The sequence below is a fragment of the Streptomyces sp. NPDC091649 genome, from assembly GCF_044756785.1.
Taxonomy (GTDB): domain Bacteria; phylum Actinomycetota; class Actinomycetes; order Streptomycetales; family Streptomycetaceae; genus Streptomyces.
The window spans coordinates 93095-109673 of record NZ_JBIVTR010000001.1; the positions used below are offsets into that span (position 1 = coordinate 93095).

At 71.2% G+C, this 16579-nt stretch carries 16 protein-coding genes and 1 riboswitch; of the genes, 5 read left to right on the forward strand and 11 right to left on the reverse strand.

All coding sequences use genetic code 11. The features are described 5' to 3' along the window. Positions 1-101: 101 nt before the first annotated feature. From ACIQMU_RS00375 to ACIQMU_RS00390, 4 genes are all read left to right on the forward strand, one after another. Positions 102-593 carry an Lrp/AsnC family transcriptional regulator gene (locus ACIQMU_RS00375; protein WP_352238474.1) on the forward strand — a complete coding sequence of 164 codons (492 nt, stop codon included), beginning with the start codon at positions 102-104 and terminating at the stop codon, positions 591-593. Then, a complete protein-coding gene (locus ACIQMU_RS00380; protein ID WP_402687972.1) occupies positions 578-1957 on the forward strand; it encodes an aspartate aminotransferase family protein in 1380 nt (459 codons plus the stop codon). The genes ACIQMU_RS00375 and ACIQMU_RS00380 overlap by 16 nt, the downstream gene beginning before the upstream one ends. A 215-nt stretch (positions 1958-2172) precedes the next feature. Continuing rightward, complete coding sequence (locus ACIQMU_RS00385; RefSeq protein ID WP_352238472.1) at positions 2173-2910, forward strand: ATP-binding cassette domain-containing protein; 738 nt, start codon at positions 2173-2175, stop codon at positions 2908-2910. Further along, positions 2892-4052: a hypothetical protein gene (locus ACIQMU_RS00390; RefSeq protein WP_352238471.1), complete on the forward strand. Its 1161-nt coding sequence runs from the start codon at positions 2892-2894 to the stop codon at positions 4050-4052. Before ACIQMU_RS00385 ends, ACIQMU_RS00390 begins: the two co-directional genes overlap by 19 nt. Positions 4053-4166: 114 nt before the next feature. Here the strand turns inward: ACIQMU_RS00390 and ACIQMU_RS00395 are convergent, their stop codons facing one another. The 10 genes from ACIQMU_RS00395 to rpsB all read right to left on the reverse strand — a co-directional run bounded on the left by ACIQMU_RS00395 (position 4167) and on the right by rpsB (position 14923). Beyond that, complete coding sequence (locus ACIQMU_RS00395) at positions 4167-4622, reverse strand: SRPBCC domain-containing protein (protein ID WP_352238470.1); 456 nt, start codon at positions 4620-4622, stop codon at positions 4167-4169. Positions 4623-4950: 328 nt separating this feature from the next. Further along, a complete protein-coding gene (locus ACIQMU_RS00400) occupies positions 4951-5973 on the reverse strand; it encodes an ABC transporter ATP-binding protein (RefSeq protein ID WP_402687973.1) in 1023 nt (340 codons plus the stop codon). A gap of 23 nt (positions 5974-5996) precedes the next feature. Further along, positions 5997-7613 carry an iron ABC transporter permease gene (locus tag ACIQMU_RS00405; RefSeq protein ID WP_352238468.1) on the reverse strand — a complete coding sequence of 539 codons (1617 nt, stop codon included), beginning with the start codon at positions 7611-7613 and terminating at the stop codon, positions 5997-5999. 83 nt (positions 7614-7696) lie between these two features. Then, positions 7697-8794 carry a thiamine ABC transporter substrate-binding protein gene (locus ACIQMU_RS00410; RefSeq protein WP_352238467.1) on the reverse strand — a complete coding sequence of 366 codons (1098 nt, stop codon included), beginning with the start codon at positions 8792-8794 and terminating at the stop codon, positions 7697-7699. 81 nt (positions 8795-8875) lie between these two features. Further along, a riboswitch (TPP riboswitch) is annotated at positions 8876-8992 on the reverse strand. A 99-nt stretch (positions 8993-9091) separates the two neighbouring features. Continuing rightward, positions 9092-10198: a 23S rRNA (adenine(2503)-C(2))-methyltransferase RlmN gene (gene rlmN, locus ACIQMU_RS00415; RefSeq protein WP_402687974.1), complete on the reverse strand. Its 1107-nt coding sequence runs from the start codon at positions 10196-10198 to the stop codon at positions 9092-9094. A gap of 101 nt (positions 10199-10299) precedes the next feature. Then, a complete protein-coding gene (locus ACIQMU_RS00420; RefSeq protein ID WP_352238466.1) occupies positions 10300-11385 on the reverse strand; it encodes a phosphatidate cytidylyltransferase in 1086 nt (361 codons plus the stop codon). Next, positions 11385-11942 carry a ribosome recycling factor gene (gene frr / locus ACIQMU_RS00425; protein WP_003965937.1) on the reverse strand — a complete coding sequence of 186 codons (558 nt, stop codon included), beginning with the start codon at positions 11940-11942 and terminating at the stop codon, positions 11385-11387. Before frr ends, ACIQMU_RS00420 begins: the two co-directional genes overlap by 1 nt. Before the next feature lie 121 nt (positions 11943-12063). After that, a complete protein-coding gene (gene pyrH, locus ACIQMU_RS00430) occupies positions 12064-12840 on the reverse strand; it encodes a UMP kinase (RefSeq protein ID WP_352238465.1) in 777 nt (258 codons plus the stop codon). A 178-nt stretch (positions 12841-13018) separates the two neighbouring features. Beyond that, the gene (gene tsf / locus ACIQMU_RS00435) at positions 13019-13855 is read right to left on the reverse strand and encodes a translation elongation factor Ts (RefSeq protein WP_352238464.1); all 837 of its coding nucleotides are present in this window, start codon (positions 13853-13855) and stop codon (positions 13019-13021) included. Between the two features lie 99 nt (positions 13856-13954). Then, a complete protein-coding gene (gene rpsB, locus ACIQMU_RS00440) occupies positions 13955-14923 on the reverse strand; it encodes a 30S ribosomal protein S2 (protein ID WP_352238463.1) in 969 nt (322 codons plus the stop codon). 388 nt (positions 14924-15311) lie between these two features. Between rpsB and ACIQMU_RS00445 the strand changes: the two genes are divergently transcribed. Continuing rightward, positions 15312-16016: a murein hydrolase activator EnvC family protein gene (locus tag ACIQMU_RS00445; RefSeq protein ID WP_402687975.1), complete on the forward strand. Its 705-nt coding sequence runs from the start codon at positions 15312-15314 to the stop codon at positions 16014-16016. Here the strand turns inward: ACIQMU_RS00445 and ACIQMU_RS00450 are convergent. Further along, complete coding sequence (locus ACIQMU_RS00450; RefSeq protein ID WP_352238572.1) at positions 16006-16563, reverse strand: helix-turn-helix domain-containing protein; 558 nt, start codon at positions 16561-16563, stop codon at positions 16006-16008. The two genes, ACIQMU_RS00445 and ACIQMU_RS00450, sit on opposite strands and share 11 nt — an antisense overlap. Positions 16564-16579 lie beyond the last annotated feature (16 nt).

A 16579-nucleotide genomic window follows, 5' to 3' on the forward strand; every position in this document is an offset into this window, starting at 1 on the left:
CCCGCCGCCAACTTCGGATTCAGTGTGATCGAAGCACTCAGACAACGAATTTCATCGATCTGGGGTTGCGAGACAGACGAGGAGCAGTGCATGGTGGGTCCGTGGCCAGTCGCAGCGCAGACTCCAGGACCGGGAACGGATCGCCGCCGGCGGTCGATGCCGTCTCCCTCGCAATCATCAAGCAGCTTCAGGAGGACGGGCGGCGTCCGTACGCCGCGATCGGCAAGGCCGTCGGCCTCTCCGAAGCCGCGGTGCGCCAGCGCGTCCAGAAGCTGCTCGACCAGGGCGTGATGCAGATCGTCGCCGTCACGGACCCGCTCACCGTGGGGTTCCGGCGCCAGGCGATGGTCGGCATCAATGTCGAGGGCGACCTCGACCCGGTGGCCGAGGCCCTGTCGGCCATGGCCGAGTGCGAGTACGTGGTCATGACCGCGGGCTCCTTCGACCTGATGGTGGAGATCGTCTGCGAGGACGACGACCACCTGCTGGAGATGATCAACAAACGCATCCGGACCCTTCCCGGCGTGCGCTCCACCGAGAGCTTCGTCTACCTCAAGCTCAAGAAGCAGACCTATATGTGGGGAACCCGATAGCCGTGAGCAAGGACCTCAGCCGAACCGCGTACGACCACCTGTGGATGCACTTCACCCGCATGTCGGACTACGAGAACGCGCCCGTTCCCACCATCGTGCGCGGCGAGGGAACGTACATCTTCGACGACCAGGGCAAGCGCTACCTGGACGGCCTCTCCGGCCTGTTCGTGGTCAACGCCGGCCACGGCCGTCACGAGCTCGCCGAGACGGCGTACAAGCAGGCCCAGGAGCTGGCCTTCTTCCCGGTGTGGTCCTACGCCCACCCGAAGGCCGTCGAGCTGGCCGAGCGTCTCGCCGGCCACGCGCCGGGCGACCTCAACAAGGTCTTCTTCACCACGGGTGGCGGCGAGGCCGTCGAGACCGCCTGGAAGCTGGCCAAGCAGTACTTCAAGCTCCAGGGCAAGCCGACCAAGTACAAGGTCATCTCGCGTGCCGTCGCCTACCACGGCACCCCGCAGGGCGCGCTGTCCATCACCGGTCTCCCGGCCCTGAAGGCCCCGTTCGAGCCGCTGGTCCCCGGCGCGCACAAGGTGCCGAACACCAACATCTACCGCGCCCCGCTGTTCGGGGACGACCCGGTGGCCTTCGGCCGGTGGGCCGCCGACCAGATCGAGCAGGAGATCCTGTTCGAGGGCCCCGAGACCGTCGCGGCCGTCTTCCTGGAGCCCGTGCAGAACGCGGGGGGCTGCTTCCCGCCGCCGCCCGGCTACTTCCAGCGGGTCCGCGAGATCTGCGACAAGTACGACGTGCTGCTGGTCTCCGACGAGGTCATCTGCGCCTTCGGCCGGCTCGGCACCATCTTCGCCTGCGACAAGTTCGGCTACGTGCCGGACATGATCACCTGCGCGAAGGGCATGACCTCGGGCTACTCCCCGATCGGCGCCTGCATCGTCTCCGACCGGGTCGCCGAGCCGTTCTACCAGGGCGGCAACACCTTCCTGCACGGCTACACCTTCGGCGGCCACCCGGTCTCCGCCGCGGTGGGCCTCGCCAACCTCGACATCTTCGAGCGCGAGAACCTCACCCAGCACGTCCTGGACAACGAGAACGCCTTCCTGACGACCCTGCAGAAGCTGCACGACCTGCCGATCGTCGGCGACGTGCGCGGCAACGGGTTCTTCTACGGCATCGAGCTGGTGAAGGACAAGGCCACCAAGGAGACGTTCACCGACGAGGAGACCGAGCGCGTCCTGTACGGCTTCCTCTCCAAGGCGCTGTACGACAACGGCCTGTACTGCCGGGCCGACGACCGCGGCGACCCGGTGATCCAGCTGGCCCCGCCGCTGATCTCCGACCAGTCGACGTTCGACGAGATCGAGGGCATCCTGCGCGCCGTGCTCACGGAGGCGTGGACGAAGCTCTGACCGTCGTCAGGCCCCCCGGCCGATCGCCGCCCGGCGGTCATTTCATAGGGTTCACCGGCCCGGATACGCCCCTTCGAGTGAGAAGGGGCGTATCCGGGCCGCGTGCTGTGCTCCGACACCGGTCCGCCTCTCTACGGTGCCGAGTGACCGATCGGCCGCGTCTTCGTTCCCCCGTACGGGGGACGGAAAATCCGACCTGAACCGAGGTGTACGCCATGGTGGCCCCGCCGGACAACGACGTGATCTGGGCGCGTTCCCTGCACCATTCCCACAACGGATCGCCCGGTCTCGGCGGTGTCTCCATCGGCGTCGAGGACGCCGAGATCCTCGCTGTGACCGGCCCGCGCGGCAGCGGCAAGACCACGCTGCTGCACTGTCTCGCGGGCCGGCTGGTGCCCCAGCAGGGCGAGGTCTGGTTCAACAGCGTCCCCGTGCACACCATGGCCCCCCGGGTCCGCGAACAGCTGCGCCGGGAACGCTTCGGCTGGATCTCCTCCGACCCCGAACTGGTCCCGGAGCTGACCGTCTGGGAGAACGCCGCGCTGCCCCTGCTGCTGCGCGGCGTCTCGCACCGGGCCGCCAGGAAGGCCGCCACCGAGTGGCTGGAGCGCCTGGACATCGCCGCCTTCGCCAGAAAGCGGCCGCACGCCCTGCTCCAGGCGCAGCGCCAGCGGATCTCCGTGGCGCGGGCGCTGGCCGCACAGCCGACCGTGATCTTCGCCGACGAGCCCACCGCGACCCTGCACCGCGCGGACCGCACCCAGGTGCTGCGCACCCTGACCACGGCGGCCCGCTCGCACGGCATCACCGTCGTGCTGGCCACGCACGACGCCGAGGTCGCCGCACTCGCCGACCGGGCGTTCCCGCTGCTGGACGGCCGTCGCGCCGCCACCGGCGCCCTGCCCGCGGAACCGGAAGCGGAGGGCCGCGCGGCGTGCTCGCTCTCCGTCTAGCCCGCGGCTCCCACCCTCTCGTCCTGGTCCGGCGGCTGCTGGTGGCCGCCGCGTCGGCCGGCGTCGGGTTCCTCCTCCTGTGCAGCCTCGGGTACGCCGCCGCACACCCCGCGTCCGCCGGTTCGGTGCTGCGGCTGCTGTGGTGCTTCGTGCCGCTGGCCGCCACCGTGCAGTTCGCCGTGGCGGTGGCCCGGGCCGACCCGAGCACCCGACCCCGGCCGGGCCTCTCCTCCCTCGGCCTCGGCCCGGTGCGGCTCTCCGCGCTGGCCGCGGTCTCCACAGCCGTCTCCACGACGCTCGGCTCCCTGATGGCCCTGCTCTTCTTCCTGCATCTGCGCGGCGACCTGACCGGGATGCCGTTCGACGGGGGCGCGGCGGAGTTCCTCGGCGCCGGCAGCCCCCTGCCGCCGGCCGCCGCGTTCATGCTCCTGGCCCTCGTACCGGTGGCGGCGTCGGTGGCGAGCGCGCTGGCGCTGCGCTCGCGGCCCGACCCGGCACGGGACGCCTTCGGCTCCGAGGAGCTGCCGGAGCCCGCACCGGCTCCGGCCGGGCTTCCCTGGGGCGTGGCGCTGACGGCCGTCGGGCTCGCGGTCGAGGCGTACGGGTCCCGGGAGGCGGCGGGTAACCCGTTCCCGCTGCCCGGCCGGTTCGACTCCACTCCGGTGGCGGTGCTGATCGGATGGACGCTCACCGCGGTCGGCCTGGCGATGGCCGGGCCGAGCCTGACGCACCTGTGCGGGCGGGTGCTCCAGGCGGTGCGCCCCGGGGCCGTACGGCTGCTGGCCGGGCGGGTCCTGATGGACGAGGCACGCCGGATCGGCCGGCCGCTGGGTGTCGTCTGCGCGGTGCTGTCCGCCGCGATCGCCGCTTCGGCGCTGTACGGGGGCGACGAGCGCCCGTACGGCCCGCTCACCGCGCTCGGTGCGGTGCTGGTGCTCGGCTGTACGGCGGCGACGCTGCTGACCTCGGCCCTGGAGGCCAAGCACGCCCGGGCCCACACGGTCGAGGCGCTGCTCAAGATGGGCGCTCCTGCGGCCACGCTGCGCCGGGCGACGGTGCTGCGGGCGGTGGCGCTGCTGGCGCTGTTCGCCCCGCTGACCTGGGTGGTCGCACAGCTGGCGGCGCTACCGCTGGCGAAGTGACCCACCGCGGACGCGCCGGCGGACCGGTGGGGCGACCGGGCAACTCGCGTGCGGGCGACGCGGCGGGCTCAGGCACCGCTCACGCGCGGGTGGCGAGCCGGGCCCGGTGACCGCTCACGGACGGGCGGCGAGCCGGGCGGCCAGGGCGTCGAAGAACGCCTCCCAGCCGTCCTCCGCCGCCGCGTACTGCTCGGCGGTGAGGTTGCCGCCGCGCTGCTGGAAGGCCAGTTCGGTGGTCCCGTCGCCGAGGTCGCTGAAGGTGACGGTGACGATCTCGCCCTCGGCGTCCTCCGGCGCGGAGGCGTCCTTGAGCGTGAACACGAGCCCATCGGGCTCGCTCACCTCGCGGTAGACCCCGTGGAAGGGCATCTCGACGCCCGGCATCACCATGACCAGGCTCCACGCCCCGCCGGGCCGCACGTCCATCGCCACCCGGTCCAGCGGGACGTCCGCCTCGCCCCCGTACCAGGCCGCGAAGTCCTCCGGTGACGTCCAGGCGGCGAAGACCCGCTGCTGCGGGGCGTGCAGAACGCGGGTGAGGTCGATGCCTTCGCGGGCGCCACCGGTCATGATCACGGTCCTTGTCCGATACGGCCGTCCCCGCGGAGCCGGACGGCCGACCGCGGGATTGTCCGCTTCCAGCTTGCCCGCCCCAACGCCGCCCTGCCACGCAGGTCACGGGTTCAGCAGCCCGGCCAGGGTGCCGTACACCCGCTCCCACCCCATGCCTCGCGGACCCGCACCCGCCCCGCTCCCCCACCGCCGCGGCCGCCGCCCGGTCCCGCAGCGGCCCGACGAGCCGGTCCGCGACCGCGTCGAGACCCGGGCGGCGCGGCCGACACCGTACGGGACGCCGAACGGCAGCCGTGACATGGCGCGGCGGCGACCGCTCGGCCCCTCACTCGGCCGCCAACACCACCGTCTCCGCGGCGTCGAAGCGGACACCCACCGTCGCGCCCTCGTCGGGAGTGTCCCGCAGGGCGCACTCGGCCTCCAGCACCGGCGCGTTCTCGGGTGCCAGGCGTACGGTCACGTGGTTCCCCCGGAAGGTACGGACGCCGACGGTGCAGCGCAGACCGTCCTCGGGAGCGCCGATCAGGACCCCGGCGGGACGCACCAGCAGACCGGCCTCGCCCTGCGGGGAGCCCTCCGGCACCGGGACCTTGCCCCAGGCGGTGGCCGCGGCCTGACCGGTGACGGTCGCCGGCGTGACGTTGTCGAACCCGAGGAAGCGGGCGACGAACGCGGAGGCGGGGCGCTGCCAGACGTCCAGCGGGCTGCCCTCCTGGGCGATCCGGCCGTCCCGCATCACGACGACCCGGTCGGCGAGCGCGAACGCCTCGCCCTGGTCGTGCGTGACAGCCAGCACGGTCGTGCCCAGCGCCTGGAAGAGTGTGCGCAGTTCGACGACGAGCCGTTCGCGGAGGCTGCGGTCGAGCTGGCCGAGCGGTTCGTCCAGCATCAGGAGCTTCGGGCGCGGGGCGAGAGCGCGGGCCAGGGCGACGCGCTGCTGCTCGCCGCCGGACAGTGCGGCGACCGCGCGTCGTTCGGCCCCGGGCAGGCCGACCAGCTCCAGCAGTTCGCGGACCCGGTTGTCCGCCTCGGCCCGTCCGGCCCCGTGCATCCGGAGCCCGAAGGCGACGTTGGCGCCGACATCGCGGTGCGGGAAGAGCTGGTGGTCCTGGAACATCAGGCCGAGGCCACGCCGGTGCACGGGGACGCCCGCCTGGTCCTGCCCGGCCAGCCGGACCCGGCCGGCGTCCATCGGCTGGAGTCCGGCGACGGCCCGGAGCAGGGTGGACTTCCCGCTGCCGCTGGGACCGAGCAGGCAGACGATCCGGTGGTCGGCGACCTCCAGATCCACCGCGTCCAGCGCCGTCCGCTTCCCGAACCGCACGGTGGCGGCCTCCAGGCTCAGCATGTGCGGAACTCCCCTGCCATCGTTCAGAACTCCCCGGATCGGTCGGTGCGGATACGTTCGAGGAGCAGCAGCGACACCGCGCACACCAGCATCAGAATCGTGCTGAGGGCCATCGCCTGCCCGTAGTTGAGCTCCCCCGACCGGCCCAGCAGCCGGGCGACGGCAACCGGCAGGGTCGGGTTGTCGGGCCGTGCGATGAAGACCGTCGCACCGAACTCCCCGAGGGAGACGGCGAAGGCGAAGCCCGCCGCGACCAGCAGCGCCCGCCGCACCAGCGGCAGATCGACCTCCCGCCAGGCCCGCAGCGGAGAGGCCCCCAGCACGGCGGCGGCCTCCCGCAGCCGGTCGTCGACCGCGCGCAGCACGGGCAGCATGGTCCGTACGACGAAGGGGACGCCGACCAGCGCCTGCGCCAGCGGGACCAGAATCCAGGAGGTCCGCAGATCCAGCGGCGGCTCGTCGAGGGTGATCAGGAAACCGAAGCCGACGGTCACGGCCGACACCCCGAGCGGCAGCATCAGCAGCGCGTCGAAGCCGCGTACCAGACGTCCGGCCCGCCGGGTGAGGGCCGCCGCCGCGAGCCCGCCGACGACGAGGGCGATGAGCGTCGCGACGAGCGCGTACCGCAGGGAGTTGCCGACGGCCTCCAGCGGTGGGACCAGGAAGGTGGCGGAGCCGCCGGACCCGGCCGACTGGAGGGCCTCGTAGTAGCCGAGTCCGTAACCGGCCGGACCGTCGAACGACCGCTCCACCAGCACCCCGAGCGGCAGCAGGATCAGCAGCAGCGCGGTGAGCAGGACACTGCCGAGCAGCGCCCACTGGCCGGGTCCGCGCGGCCGGCGGGAGGTCTGCGCCGGGTCGACGAGCCGCAACGCCCGTTCCCGGCGGCGTACGGTCGCGGCGTGCACGGCGAGGATCGCGCCGACCGCGGCGAACTGCACCAGGGTCAGCACGGCGGCCGTCGGCAGGTCCAGGAGTTGCGCGGTCTGCCGGTAGATCTCCACCTCCAGGGTGGAGTAGGCCGGTCCGCCGAGGATCTGCACGACGCCGAAGGAGGTGAAGGTGAAGAGGAAGACCATCAGTGCGGCGGCGGCGACGGCCGGGGCGAGGGCGGGCAGCGTCACCCGGCCGAAGGCGGCGAGGCGTCCGGCGCCGAGGACGCGGGCGGCTTCCTCCTGCCGGGGGTCCAGCTGGGACCAGAGCCCGCCCACCGTGCGCACGACCACGGCGTAGTTGAAGAACACATGGGCCAGCAGGATCGCCCACACGGTGGTGTCGAGGCGGATGCCCCACAGTTCGTCGAGGAACCCGCCCCGCCCCAGCAGCGCCAGGAACGCGGTGCCGACGACGACGGTCGGCAGCACGAACGGCACCGTGACCACCGCCCGCAGCACCTGCTTGCCCGGGAAGTCGAACCGGGCGAACACATACGCTCCGGGCAGGGCGATCAGCAGCGTGAGCGCGGTCGAGGCGAGGGCCTGCCAGGTGGTGAACCAGAGGACGTCGAGGATGTCCGGACGGGCCAGCACCTCGCCGATCCGCCCGAACTGCCAGGCACCGCCCGTCTTGACGCCACGGCCGACGATCGCGGCCACCGGGTAGGCGAAGAACACCGCGAAGAACGCGACGGGCACGGCCATCAGGCCGAGCCGCACCGCGGTCCCGCGCCGCCGCCCGCCGCCCCGGACGGGCGGGGCGGCCGGGGCCGGCTTCGTCCTGGGGCCTACTTCAGGACCAGCAACTGCCACGACTGGATCCACTGCTCACGGTTGGCGGTGATCTTCTCGGGCGCGACGGTGGGAGGTGTGTCGACCTGCTCGCCGAACTTCGTGAACAGCTCGGGGAGCTTCGCGTCCTTCACGACCGGGTTCACGAACATGTTGAGCGGCATGTCCTCCTGGAACGTCTTGCTGATCAGGAAGTCCAGCAGCGCCTTGCCGCCCGCCTCGTTCTTCGCTCCGGTCAGCAGTCCCGCGTACTCGGTCTGCCGGAAGCAGGTGCCGGTGGCGACCCCGGTGGGGGCCTCCTTCGGCTGCGGGTCGGCGTAGAGCACCTCGACGGGCGGGCTGGAGGCGTAACTGACGACGAGCGGCCGGTCCGCGTTGGCCTTCTTGCCGCCCGTGGATCCGGAGAACTCCTCGTTGTACGCCTGCTCCCAGCCGTCGACGACCTTGACGCCGTTGGCCTTCAGCTTCTTCCAGTACGCCTCGTAACCGTCCTCGCCCTGGGTGGCGATGGTGCCGAGGAGGAAGCCGAGGCCGGGCGAGGAGCTCGCGGCGTTCTCGGTGACGAGGAGGTCCTTGTACGCCGGCTTGAGGAGGTCCTCGAAGGTCTCCGGCGGCGCGAGCTTCTTGTCGGCGAAGTACTTCTTGTCGTAGTTGACGCAGATGTCGCCGGTGTCGACGGGCGTGACGCGGTGCTTCGCGTCCGTCTGCGTGTCGGCCGTGACCTTGTCCAGTCCCTTGGCCTCGTACGCGGTGAACAGGCCGTTGTCGAGGGCGCGGGAGAGCAGGGTGTTGTCGACGCCGAAGAAGACGTCGCCGCGCGGGGAGCCCTTGGTCAGGATCTCCTGGTTGAGCGCCGCCCCGGCGTCGCCGCTCTTGAGGATCTCGACCGTGTAGCCGGACTCCTCGGTGAACGCCTTCAGCACCTCCTCCGAGACGTTGAAGGAGTCGTGGCTGACGAGGGTGACGGTCTTGGAGCCGCCGCCCTTGGACGCCCCGGAGCCCGCGGAGCCGTCCTCACCGCCGCAGCCCGCCAGCGCGGTGACGCCCAGAGCGGCGGCGAGGGCGGTCGCCGCGTACTTCGTGGTGGTGTTCATGTGATTCCTCCTGGAGGTGACCAGGAAGAGACGCGGCCCCGCCCGCTGTCCGGCGGACCGGAAGCGGGCAGGGCGCAACAGCTTGAGTAAGGTCCGAACTTCCTACCCGGAATGACCCGGGCGAGGTTCAGAGGGTCTGCGGCCAACCTGTCCTTGGTGCCGCACTCTCAGCGCTGTGGCGCTCCCCTGTCGGAATATGAAGTTGAATTCAGGCCAAGGCTACACCGGCGGTTCTCGACCGGGCAGCGAGGCCGCCGATGCCGGTGAGACCGTCGGCGCCGACGGCCTCACCGGTGCTCAGCGCTCGGAGGCCGCCAGCTGCCCGCAGGCCCCGTCGATCTCCTGGCCACGGGTGTCCCGGACGGTGACGGGCACCCCGTGGGCCGCGATGGCCTCGACGAACGCCTTCTCGTCCTCGGGCCGCGAGGCGGTCCACTTGGAGCCGGGGGTGGGGTTCAGCGGGATCAGGTTCACGTGCACCCGCTTGCCCTTGAGCAGCCGGCCGAGCCGGTCGCCGCGCCACGCCTGGTCGTTGATGTCCCGGATCAGGGCGTACTCGATGGAGATCCGGCGGCCGGACTTCTCGGCGTACTCCCAGGCGGCGTCCAGCACCTCGCGGACGTTCCACCGGGTGTTGACCGGGACCAGGGTGTCGCGCAGCTCGTCGTCCGGGGCGTGCAGCGAGACGGCGAGGCGGCACTTGAAGCCCTCGTCGGCGAAACGCAGCATGGCCGGGACGAGGCCCACGGTGGAGACGGTGATCCCGCGCTGCGAGAGCCCGAGACCGTCCGGCTCCGGTTCGGTGAGGCGGCGGATCGCGCCGACCACGCGGTTGTAGTTGGCGAGCGGCTCCCCCATGCCCATGAAGACGATGTTGGACAGCCGCGCGGGACCGCCGGGCACCTCTCCGTCCCGCAAGGCGCGCATGCCGTCGACGATCTGGTGCACGATCTCGGCGGTCGACAGGTTGCGGTCGAGGCCGGCCTGCCCGGTGGCGCAGAAGGGGCAGTTCATTCCGCAGCCGGCCTGCGAGGAGATGCACATCGTCACGCGATCCGGGTAGCGCATCAGGACGGACTCGACGAGCGTCCCGTCGTGCAGCTTCCACAGGGTCTTGCGCGTGGTGTCGTCGTCGCAGCTGATGTGCCGCATCACGGACATCAGGTCGGGGAACAGCGCCTCGGCGAGCTTCTCCCGCGACCCCGCCGGGATGTTGGTCCACTCGGCCGGGTCGTGCGCGTACCGCGCGAAGTAGTGCTGCGAGAGCTGCTGGGCGCGGAACGGCTTCTCACCGGTCGCGGCGACCGCTTCCTTGCGCTCGGCGGGCGTGAGGTCGGCGAGGTGCCGCGGCGGCTTCTTGGATCCGCGGGGCGCGACGAAAGTGAGTTCTCCGGGCTTAGGCATGGTTCATCCAGTGTCGCAGACAGACGGGCGAGGGCCCGCCGCCCTGTGGACGACGGACCCTCGCTCGTGAAACGTGCAGGTGGGGCAGGGTGCCGGGTCGGTCAGCCGGAGCCGACGAACAACACCAGCAGCAGCCACACGACCGGCGCGGTCGGCAGGAGCGAGTCCAGCCGGTCCATGATGCCGCCGTGGCCGGGGAGCAGGGTGCCCATGTCCTTGATCCCGAGGTCCCGCTTGATCATGGACTCGCCCAGGTCGCCGAGGGTGGCGCTGGCCGCGACCGCGAGGCCGAGCAGCAGGCCCTGCCACCAGGCGCCGCCGTCGATCAGGAACTCCATGCACAGCGCGCCGGCGGCCATCGCGAAGGCGACCGCGCCGAGCAGGCCCTCGCGGGTCTTGCCGGGGCTGATGCGCGGGGCGAGCTTGTGCGTACCGAACCGCCAGCCGACGGCGTACGCCCCCGTGTCGCTGACCACGGTGAGGACCAGGAAGGTCAGGACCCGCCAGGACCCGTCGTCCGCCGTCAGCAGCAGGGCGACGAAGGTGGCCAGGAAGGGTACGTAGAACGCCGCGAAGACCCCGGCCGTGACGTCCTTGAGATATCCCTCCGGCGGCTCGGTCATCCGCCAGACCAGCACCGCGAGGGCGGTCAGGGCCATAGCGGCCCAGGCACCCTCGGGGCCCCGTGCGTAACCGGCGACGACCATCGCGGCTCCGCCGACGGCCAGCGGGATCAGCGGCGCCTTGATGCCCTTGCGTTCCTGGAGGCGGGAGGTGAGCTCCCAGAGGCCGACGACGACGGCGAGGACTATCACACCGATGAAGGCGGCCTTCACGATGAACAGCGAGACGCCGATGACGGCGCCGAGGCCCACGCCGACCCCTATGGCGGCGCGCAGGTCACGTCCCGCACGCTTCTTCTGCGGCGGGGACGGCAGCGGGGTGGACATGGGCTCCTGCGGCATCTCGTCACGGAACAGGGGGCCGCTGACGTGAGCGGCGTCCCTGTCCCGGTCGTCGCGGCTGACTGCGTCTCTACCTGCGTCGGGAAAGTCCGGCACGTTGGGCATGGGCCGAGTCTGCTGGGCGCCATGCACATCGTGGGCAGGACCCGCCGGGGCAGCACTCATCTCGGGTGTGCCCCAGTGACCGGCTCCTTGCGGGGCACCCCGGGAAGAGTCGTTCATCAGACTTCGAGCAGCTCGGCTTCCTTGTGCTTGAGCAGCTCGTCCACCTGCGCGACGTACTTCGCGGTGGTGTCGTCGAGCTCCTTCTCGGCGCGGCGCACCTCGTCCTCGCCGGACTCCTTGTCCTTGACGAGCTTGTCGAGGGTCTCCTTGGCCTTGCGGCGGATGGAGCGGATCGAGATCTTGGAGTCCTCGGCCTTGGTCTTGGCGACCTTGATGTACTCCTTGCGGCGGTCCTGGGTGAGCTCAGGGAAGGTCACCCGGATGATATTGCCGTCGTTGCTCGGGTTGACGCCGAGGTCGGAGTCGCGGATCGCCTGCTCGATGTTGCGCAGCGCGCTCTTGTCGAACGGCGTCACGACGGCCATCCGCGCCTCGGGAACCGAGAACGAGGCCAGCTGGTTGATCGGGGTCAGCGCGCCGTAGTAGTCGGCGACGATCTTGTTGAACATCGCCGGGTGCGCGCGGCCGGTACGGATCGCGGCGAAGTCCTCTTTCGCGACGACAACGGCCTTCTCCATCTTCTCCTCGGCCTCGAGGAGGATTTCTTCGATCACCACGTGCTCCTGCGTGTCTTGGGTGGGCCCGGCGTCGTCATCGCCTGGCCCTGCGGGTCCTGCGTCGCGTCCTCACCTGCACGGTGTCCGACCGGCAGGCCGTTGTCCATCCTGGGGGCCGTCAGGCCCGGGTGCTCCGGTCGCTGACGAGCGTGCCGATCTTCTCACCCTTGACCGCGCGAGCGATATTGCCTTCGGCCGTCAGCTCGAAGACGAGGATCGGGAGCTGGTTGTCACGGCAGAGCGTAATGGCGGTGGCGTCGGCGACCTTCAGGTCGCGGGTGATCACCTCGCCGTACTCCAGCGCGTCGAACTTCACCGCGTCGGGGTTGGCCTTCGGGTCGGAGTCGTAGACCCCGTCCACGCCGTTCTTCCCCATGAGCAGCGCCTCGGCGTCGATCTCCAGGGCGCGCTGCGCGGCGGTGGTGTCGGTGGAGAAGTACGGCATGCCCATACCGGCGCCGAAGATCACGACGCGCCCCTTCTCCAGGTGCCGTACGGCACGGAGCGGGATGTACGGCTCGGCGACCTGGCCCATGGTGATGGCGGTCTGGACGCGCGAGTCGATGCCCTCCTTCTCCAGGAAGTCCTGGAGGGCCAGGCAGTTCATGACGGTGCCGAGCATGCCCATGTAGTCGGACCGGGCCCGGTCCATGCCGCGCTGCTGGAGCTCGGCGCCGCGGAAGAAGTTGCCTCCCCCGATGACCACCGCGATCTGGGCGCCGTCGCGTACGACGGCGGCGATCTCCCGGGCGATGGTGTGCACGACGTCGGGGTCGACACCGAGGCCGCCGCCACCGGCGAATGCCTCACCGGAGAGCTTCAGCATGAAGCGCCCGGAGCCCTTGTCGTCGTCGCCCTTGCCGTCGGCCTGATTGGCGTCCGCGCCCTTGTCCATGGAAATTCTCCTCGTGCACATACGAAGAAGGCCATTGCCGGTGGGTCTGGTGTCCCTACAGCGGCAATGGCCTCCTCGTCAGATCTGCGGTCGTCCGGCGTCAGTGCGGCCGTCGGCCGCACTGGGCCCCGGATGCCCCCTGGACCCTATCGGGTCCGGTGCTGTTCGCCCGGACGGATCAGATGCCGACCTTGATGCGCGCGAAGCGCTTCAGGGTGACACCGGCCTCGTCCAGGACCTTCTGAACCGACTTCTTGGCGTCCAGCGCGTACGGCTGGCCGAGGAGGGTCGCCTCCTTGAAGAAGCCGTTGACCCGACCCTCGACGATCTTCGGGAGGGCGGCCTCGGGCTTGCCCTCGGCGCGCGTGGTCTCCTCGGCGACGCGGCGCTCGGCCTCGACGACCTCGGCCGGCACGTCCTCGCGGGACAGGTACTTCGGGGCGAAGGCGGCGATGTGCTGCGCGATGCCCTTGGCCAGCTCGGCGTCGGCCTTGTCCAGCTCGACCAGAACACCGATCTGCGGGGGCAGGTCGGGCATGGTGCGGTGCATGTACACACCGACGTAGGCGCCGGTGAACTGCGCGAAGCGGTCCAGGACGATCTTCTCGCCGAGGTTGGCGTTGGCCTCGTCGACGTACGCCTGGACGGTCTTGCCGGCCTCGATCTCGGAGGCGAGCAGCGCCTCGATGCCGGCCGGGGAGGTCGCGGCGACGTGAGCGGCGAGCGTGTTGGCGACGGCCTGGAACTTGTCACCCTTGGCGACGAAGTCCGTCTCGCACTTCAGCTCCAGGATGACGCCGGACGTCTGGTCCTCGGAGATGAGGGAGACGACGGCACCGTTCTCGGCGGAGCGGCCCTCGCGCTTGGCGACGCCCTTCTGACCCTTGATACGGAGCGCCTCGACGGCCTTGTCGACGTTGCCGTCGGCCTCGTCGAGCGCCTTCTTGCAGTCCATCATGCCGGCGCCGGTGAGCTCGCGGAGCTTCTTGACGTCAGCGGCGGTGTAGTTCGCCATGAGTCTGTATGTCTCTCTCGAAGTCTGAAAGATCTACGGGTGGACGGCGGGGGCGACGCTTGTGGCGTCGGCCCCCGCCGTCAGTAGCCGTGACGGGTGTCAGGCCTGCTCGGCGTCCGCGTCGGCGGCCGGGGCCTCGGCGGGGGCCTCAACGGCGGCCGGAGCCTCGACAGCGGCCTCGGCCTTGGCCTCGGCGACGGCCTCGGCCGGCGTCTCGGCGTCGGCTTCGGCGTTCTTCTCGGTCTCGACGGAGGACTGGACATCGGCGGTAGCCGCGGTCTCGTCCTTCTTGTCGCCCTCGAGCAGGTCGCGCTCCCACTCGGCGAGGGGCTCGCCGGCGGCCTTCTCGCCCGGCTTCGAGTCACCGGTGGCGGCACCGGAGCGGGCGATGAGGCCCTCGGCGACGGCGTCGGCGATCACGCGGGTGAGCAGGGTGACGGAGCGGATCGCGTCGTCGTTGCCCGGAATCTTGTAGTCGACCTCGTCGGGGTCGCAGTTGGTGTCGAGGATCGCGACGACCGGGATGTGGAGCTTGCGCGCCTCACCGACGGCGATGTGCTCCTTCTTGGTGTCGACGATCCAGACGGCGCTGGGCACCTTCTGCATCTCGCGGATACCACCGAGGGTCTTCTCCAGCTTGGCCTTCTCGCGCGAGAGGACCAGGAGCTCCTTCTTGGTGAGGCCGGAGGCGGCCACGTCCTCGAAGTCGATGAGCTCAAGCTCCTTCAGACGCTGAAGGCGCTTGTAGACGGTGGAGAAGTTGGTGAGCATGCCGCCGAGCCAACGCTGGTTGACGTACGGCATGCCGACGCGCGTCGCCTGCTCGGCGATGGCCTCCTGGGCCTGCTTCTTCGTACCCACGAACATGATGGAGCCGCCGTGGGCGACGGTCTCCTTGACGAACTCGTAGGCGCGGTCGATGTACGACAGCGACTGGAGCAGGTCGATGATGTAGATGCCGTTGCGCTCGGTAAAGATGAAGCGCTTCATCTTCGGGTTCCAGCGACGGGTCTGGTGACCGAAGTGGACGCCGCTTTCCAGCAGCTCCCGCATCGTGACGACGGCCATGGCCGTACTCCTTGGTGCTCGGTTATCGCGACCGCAGGTTTGCGCTCGCGCCTGACGCCCCGACGCGCCGTGCCACGAGGGACCGAGGAGCGCGGCCACCTCCGAGAAGAGGGAGGTGGCGGGGCGTGCGAAGTCGACCCGGTGACCCGGATCGCCGTAAGAAGTGTACGGGACCCACTGGGTGCCGGATGACGGCGATGTCCACGACGGGGCGGGGGCCGCGTCCGCGACGGGTGGGGCCGGAGTCCACGGCCGGGCGGGGGCGATGTTCACGACCGGTGGGCGCGGTGTTCACGACCGGGTGACGGCGATATCCACAACCGGCGAGTAGTCCACACCGAACGGTGCGTGATCCCCGGAATTCCGGACTCCGGGACATCGTGGCGGCATGCGTCATCAGTCCGGCCCACGCCGCTTCCCCGCCACTCGTGCCCTGCTCCCGCTGCTCCCGCCCGCCCTTCCGCGCGCGGCCGCCTTGTCGCTCCCCCTGCTCCTGGCGCTCCTGGTGTTCGTGGCGCATGGGCCGCTCGCGGCCGGGCTGCCCGCACCGGGCCCGGCCGCCGTGCCGGCCGGGGCGTCGGCGTCCCCGCCGACGGCGGGAGCCGACGCGGACGACGGGGCCCGGAGCTGGCCGTTGGCGGGGAGACCGTCGGTGTCACGGGGGTGGGAGCCGCCCGCCGGTCCGTACGGGCCCGGTCATCGCGGTGTGGACCTCGCGGCCGGGCCGGGCGCACGGGTGCTGGCGGCAGCCGACGGCCTGGTGTCGCACGCCGGGCCGGTGGCGGGGCGCGGGGTGCTCGTCCTGGAGGTGGCGGACAGCGGTTCGCCGCCGCTGCGCACCACGTACGAACCGGTGCGGGCCCTGGTCGAGGAGGGCGCGGGCGTGCGGGCCGGGCAGCCGGTCGGGGTGCTGGAGGAGGGGCCGTCCCACTGCGCGGAGGGCTGTCTGCACTGGGGGCTGCGGCGCGGGGACGCCTATCTCGACCCGCTCTCGCTGCTGCCGCCCTCGCTGTCGCGCAGGGGCCCCTCGCGGCTGCTGCCGGTGTTCGGGGTACCGGAACCGCGGCCGGACGCCGTCCGGGTCAGCCGCTGACGCCGCGCAGGACCATGGCGACGACGGTGTCCGCGATGACGGCCGGCTCCTCCGCGACGCCCAGCTCGATACGGCGCACGGCGGCGTCGACCGAACCCTGCAGGAGCATGGCGGCCAGTCTCGGCTGCGTGTGGCCCAGGTCGCCGAGCGCTTCGACGATCATGGCGATCAGCCCGCCGTGCGCCGCCCGGATCTTCTCCCGGGCCCCGGCGTCCAGCTCGCTCGCGGAGATCGCGACGACCGCGCGGTGGCGGCGGTCCCCGACGAGGTCGAGCTGTCGGCGCACGTACGCCTCGATCTTCGCCTCGGGCGTCTCGGCCCCCCGCATGGCGTTCTCGACCTCGGCCGCCCAGACGGGGAAGTCGACGGCGCACAGCTCCTCGACGACGGCGGCGCGGGAGCGGAAGTACTCGTACACGGAGGACCGGGCGAGTCCCGTGCGTTCGGCGAGCGCGGGGAAGGTCAGCGCCTCCGTACCGCCCTCGGACAGCAGGGAGCGCGCGGCGTCCAGGAGGGCGCCGCGCTGCATGGTCCGGTGCTCGGCCACGGAGGCCGCTCGAATC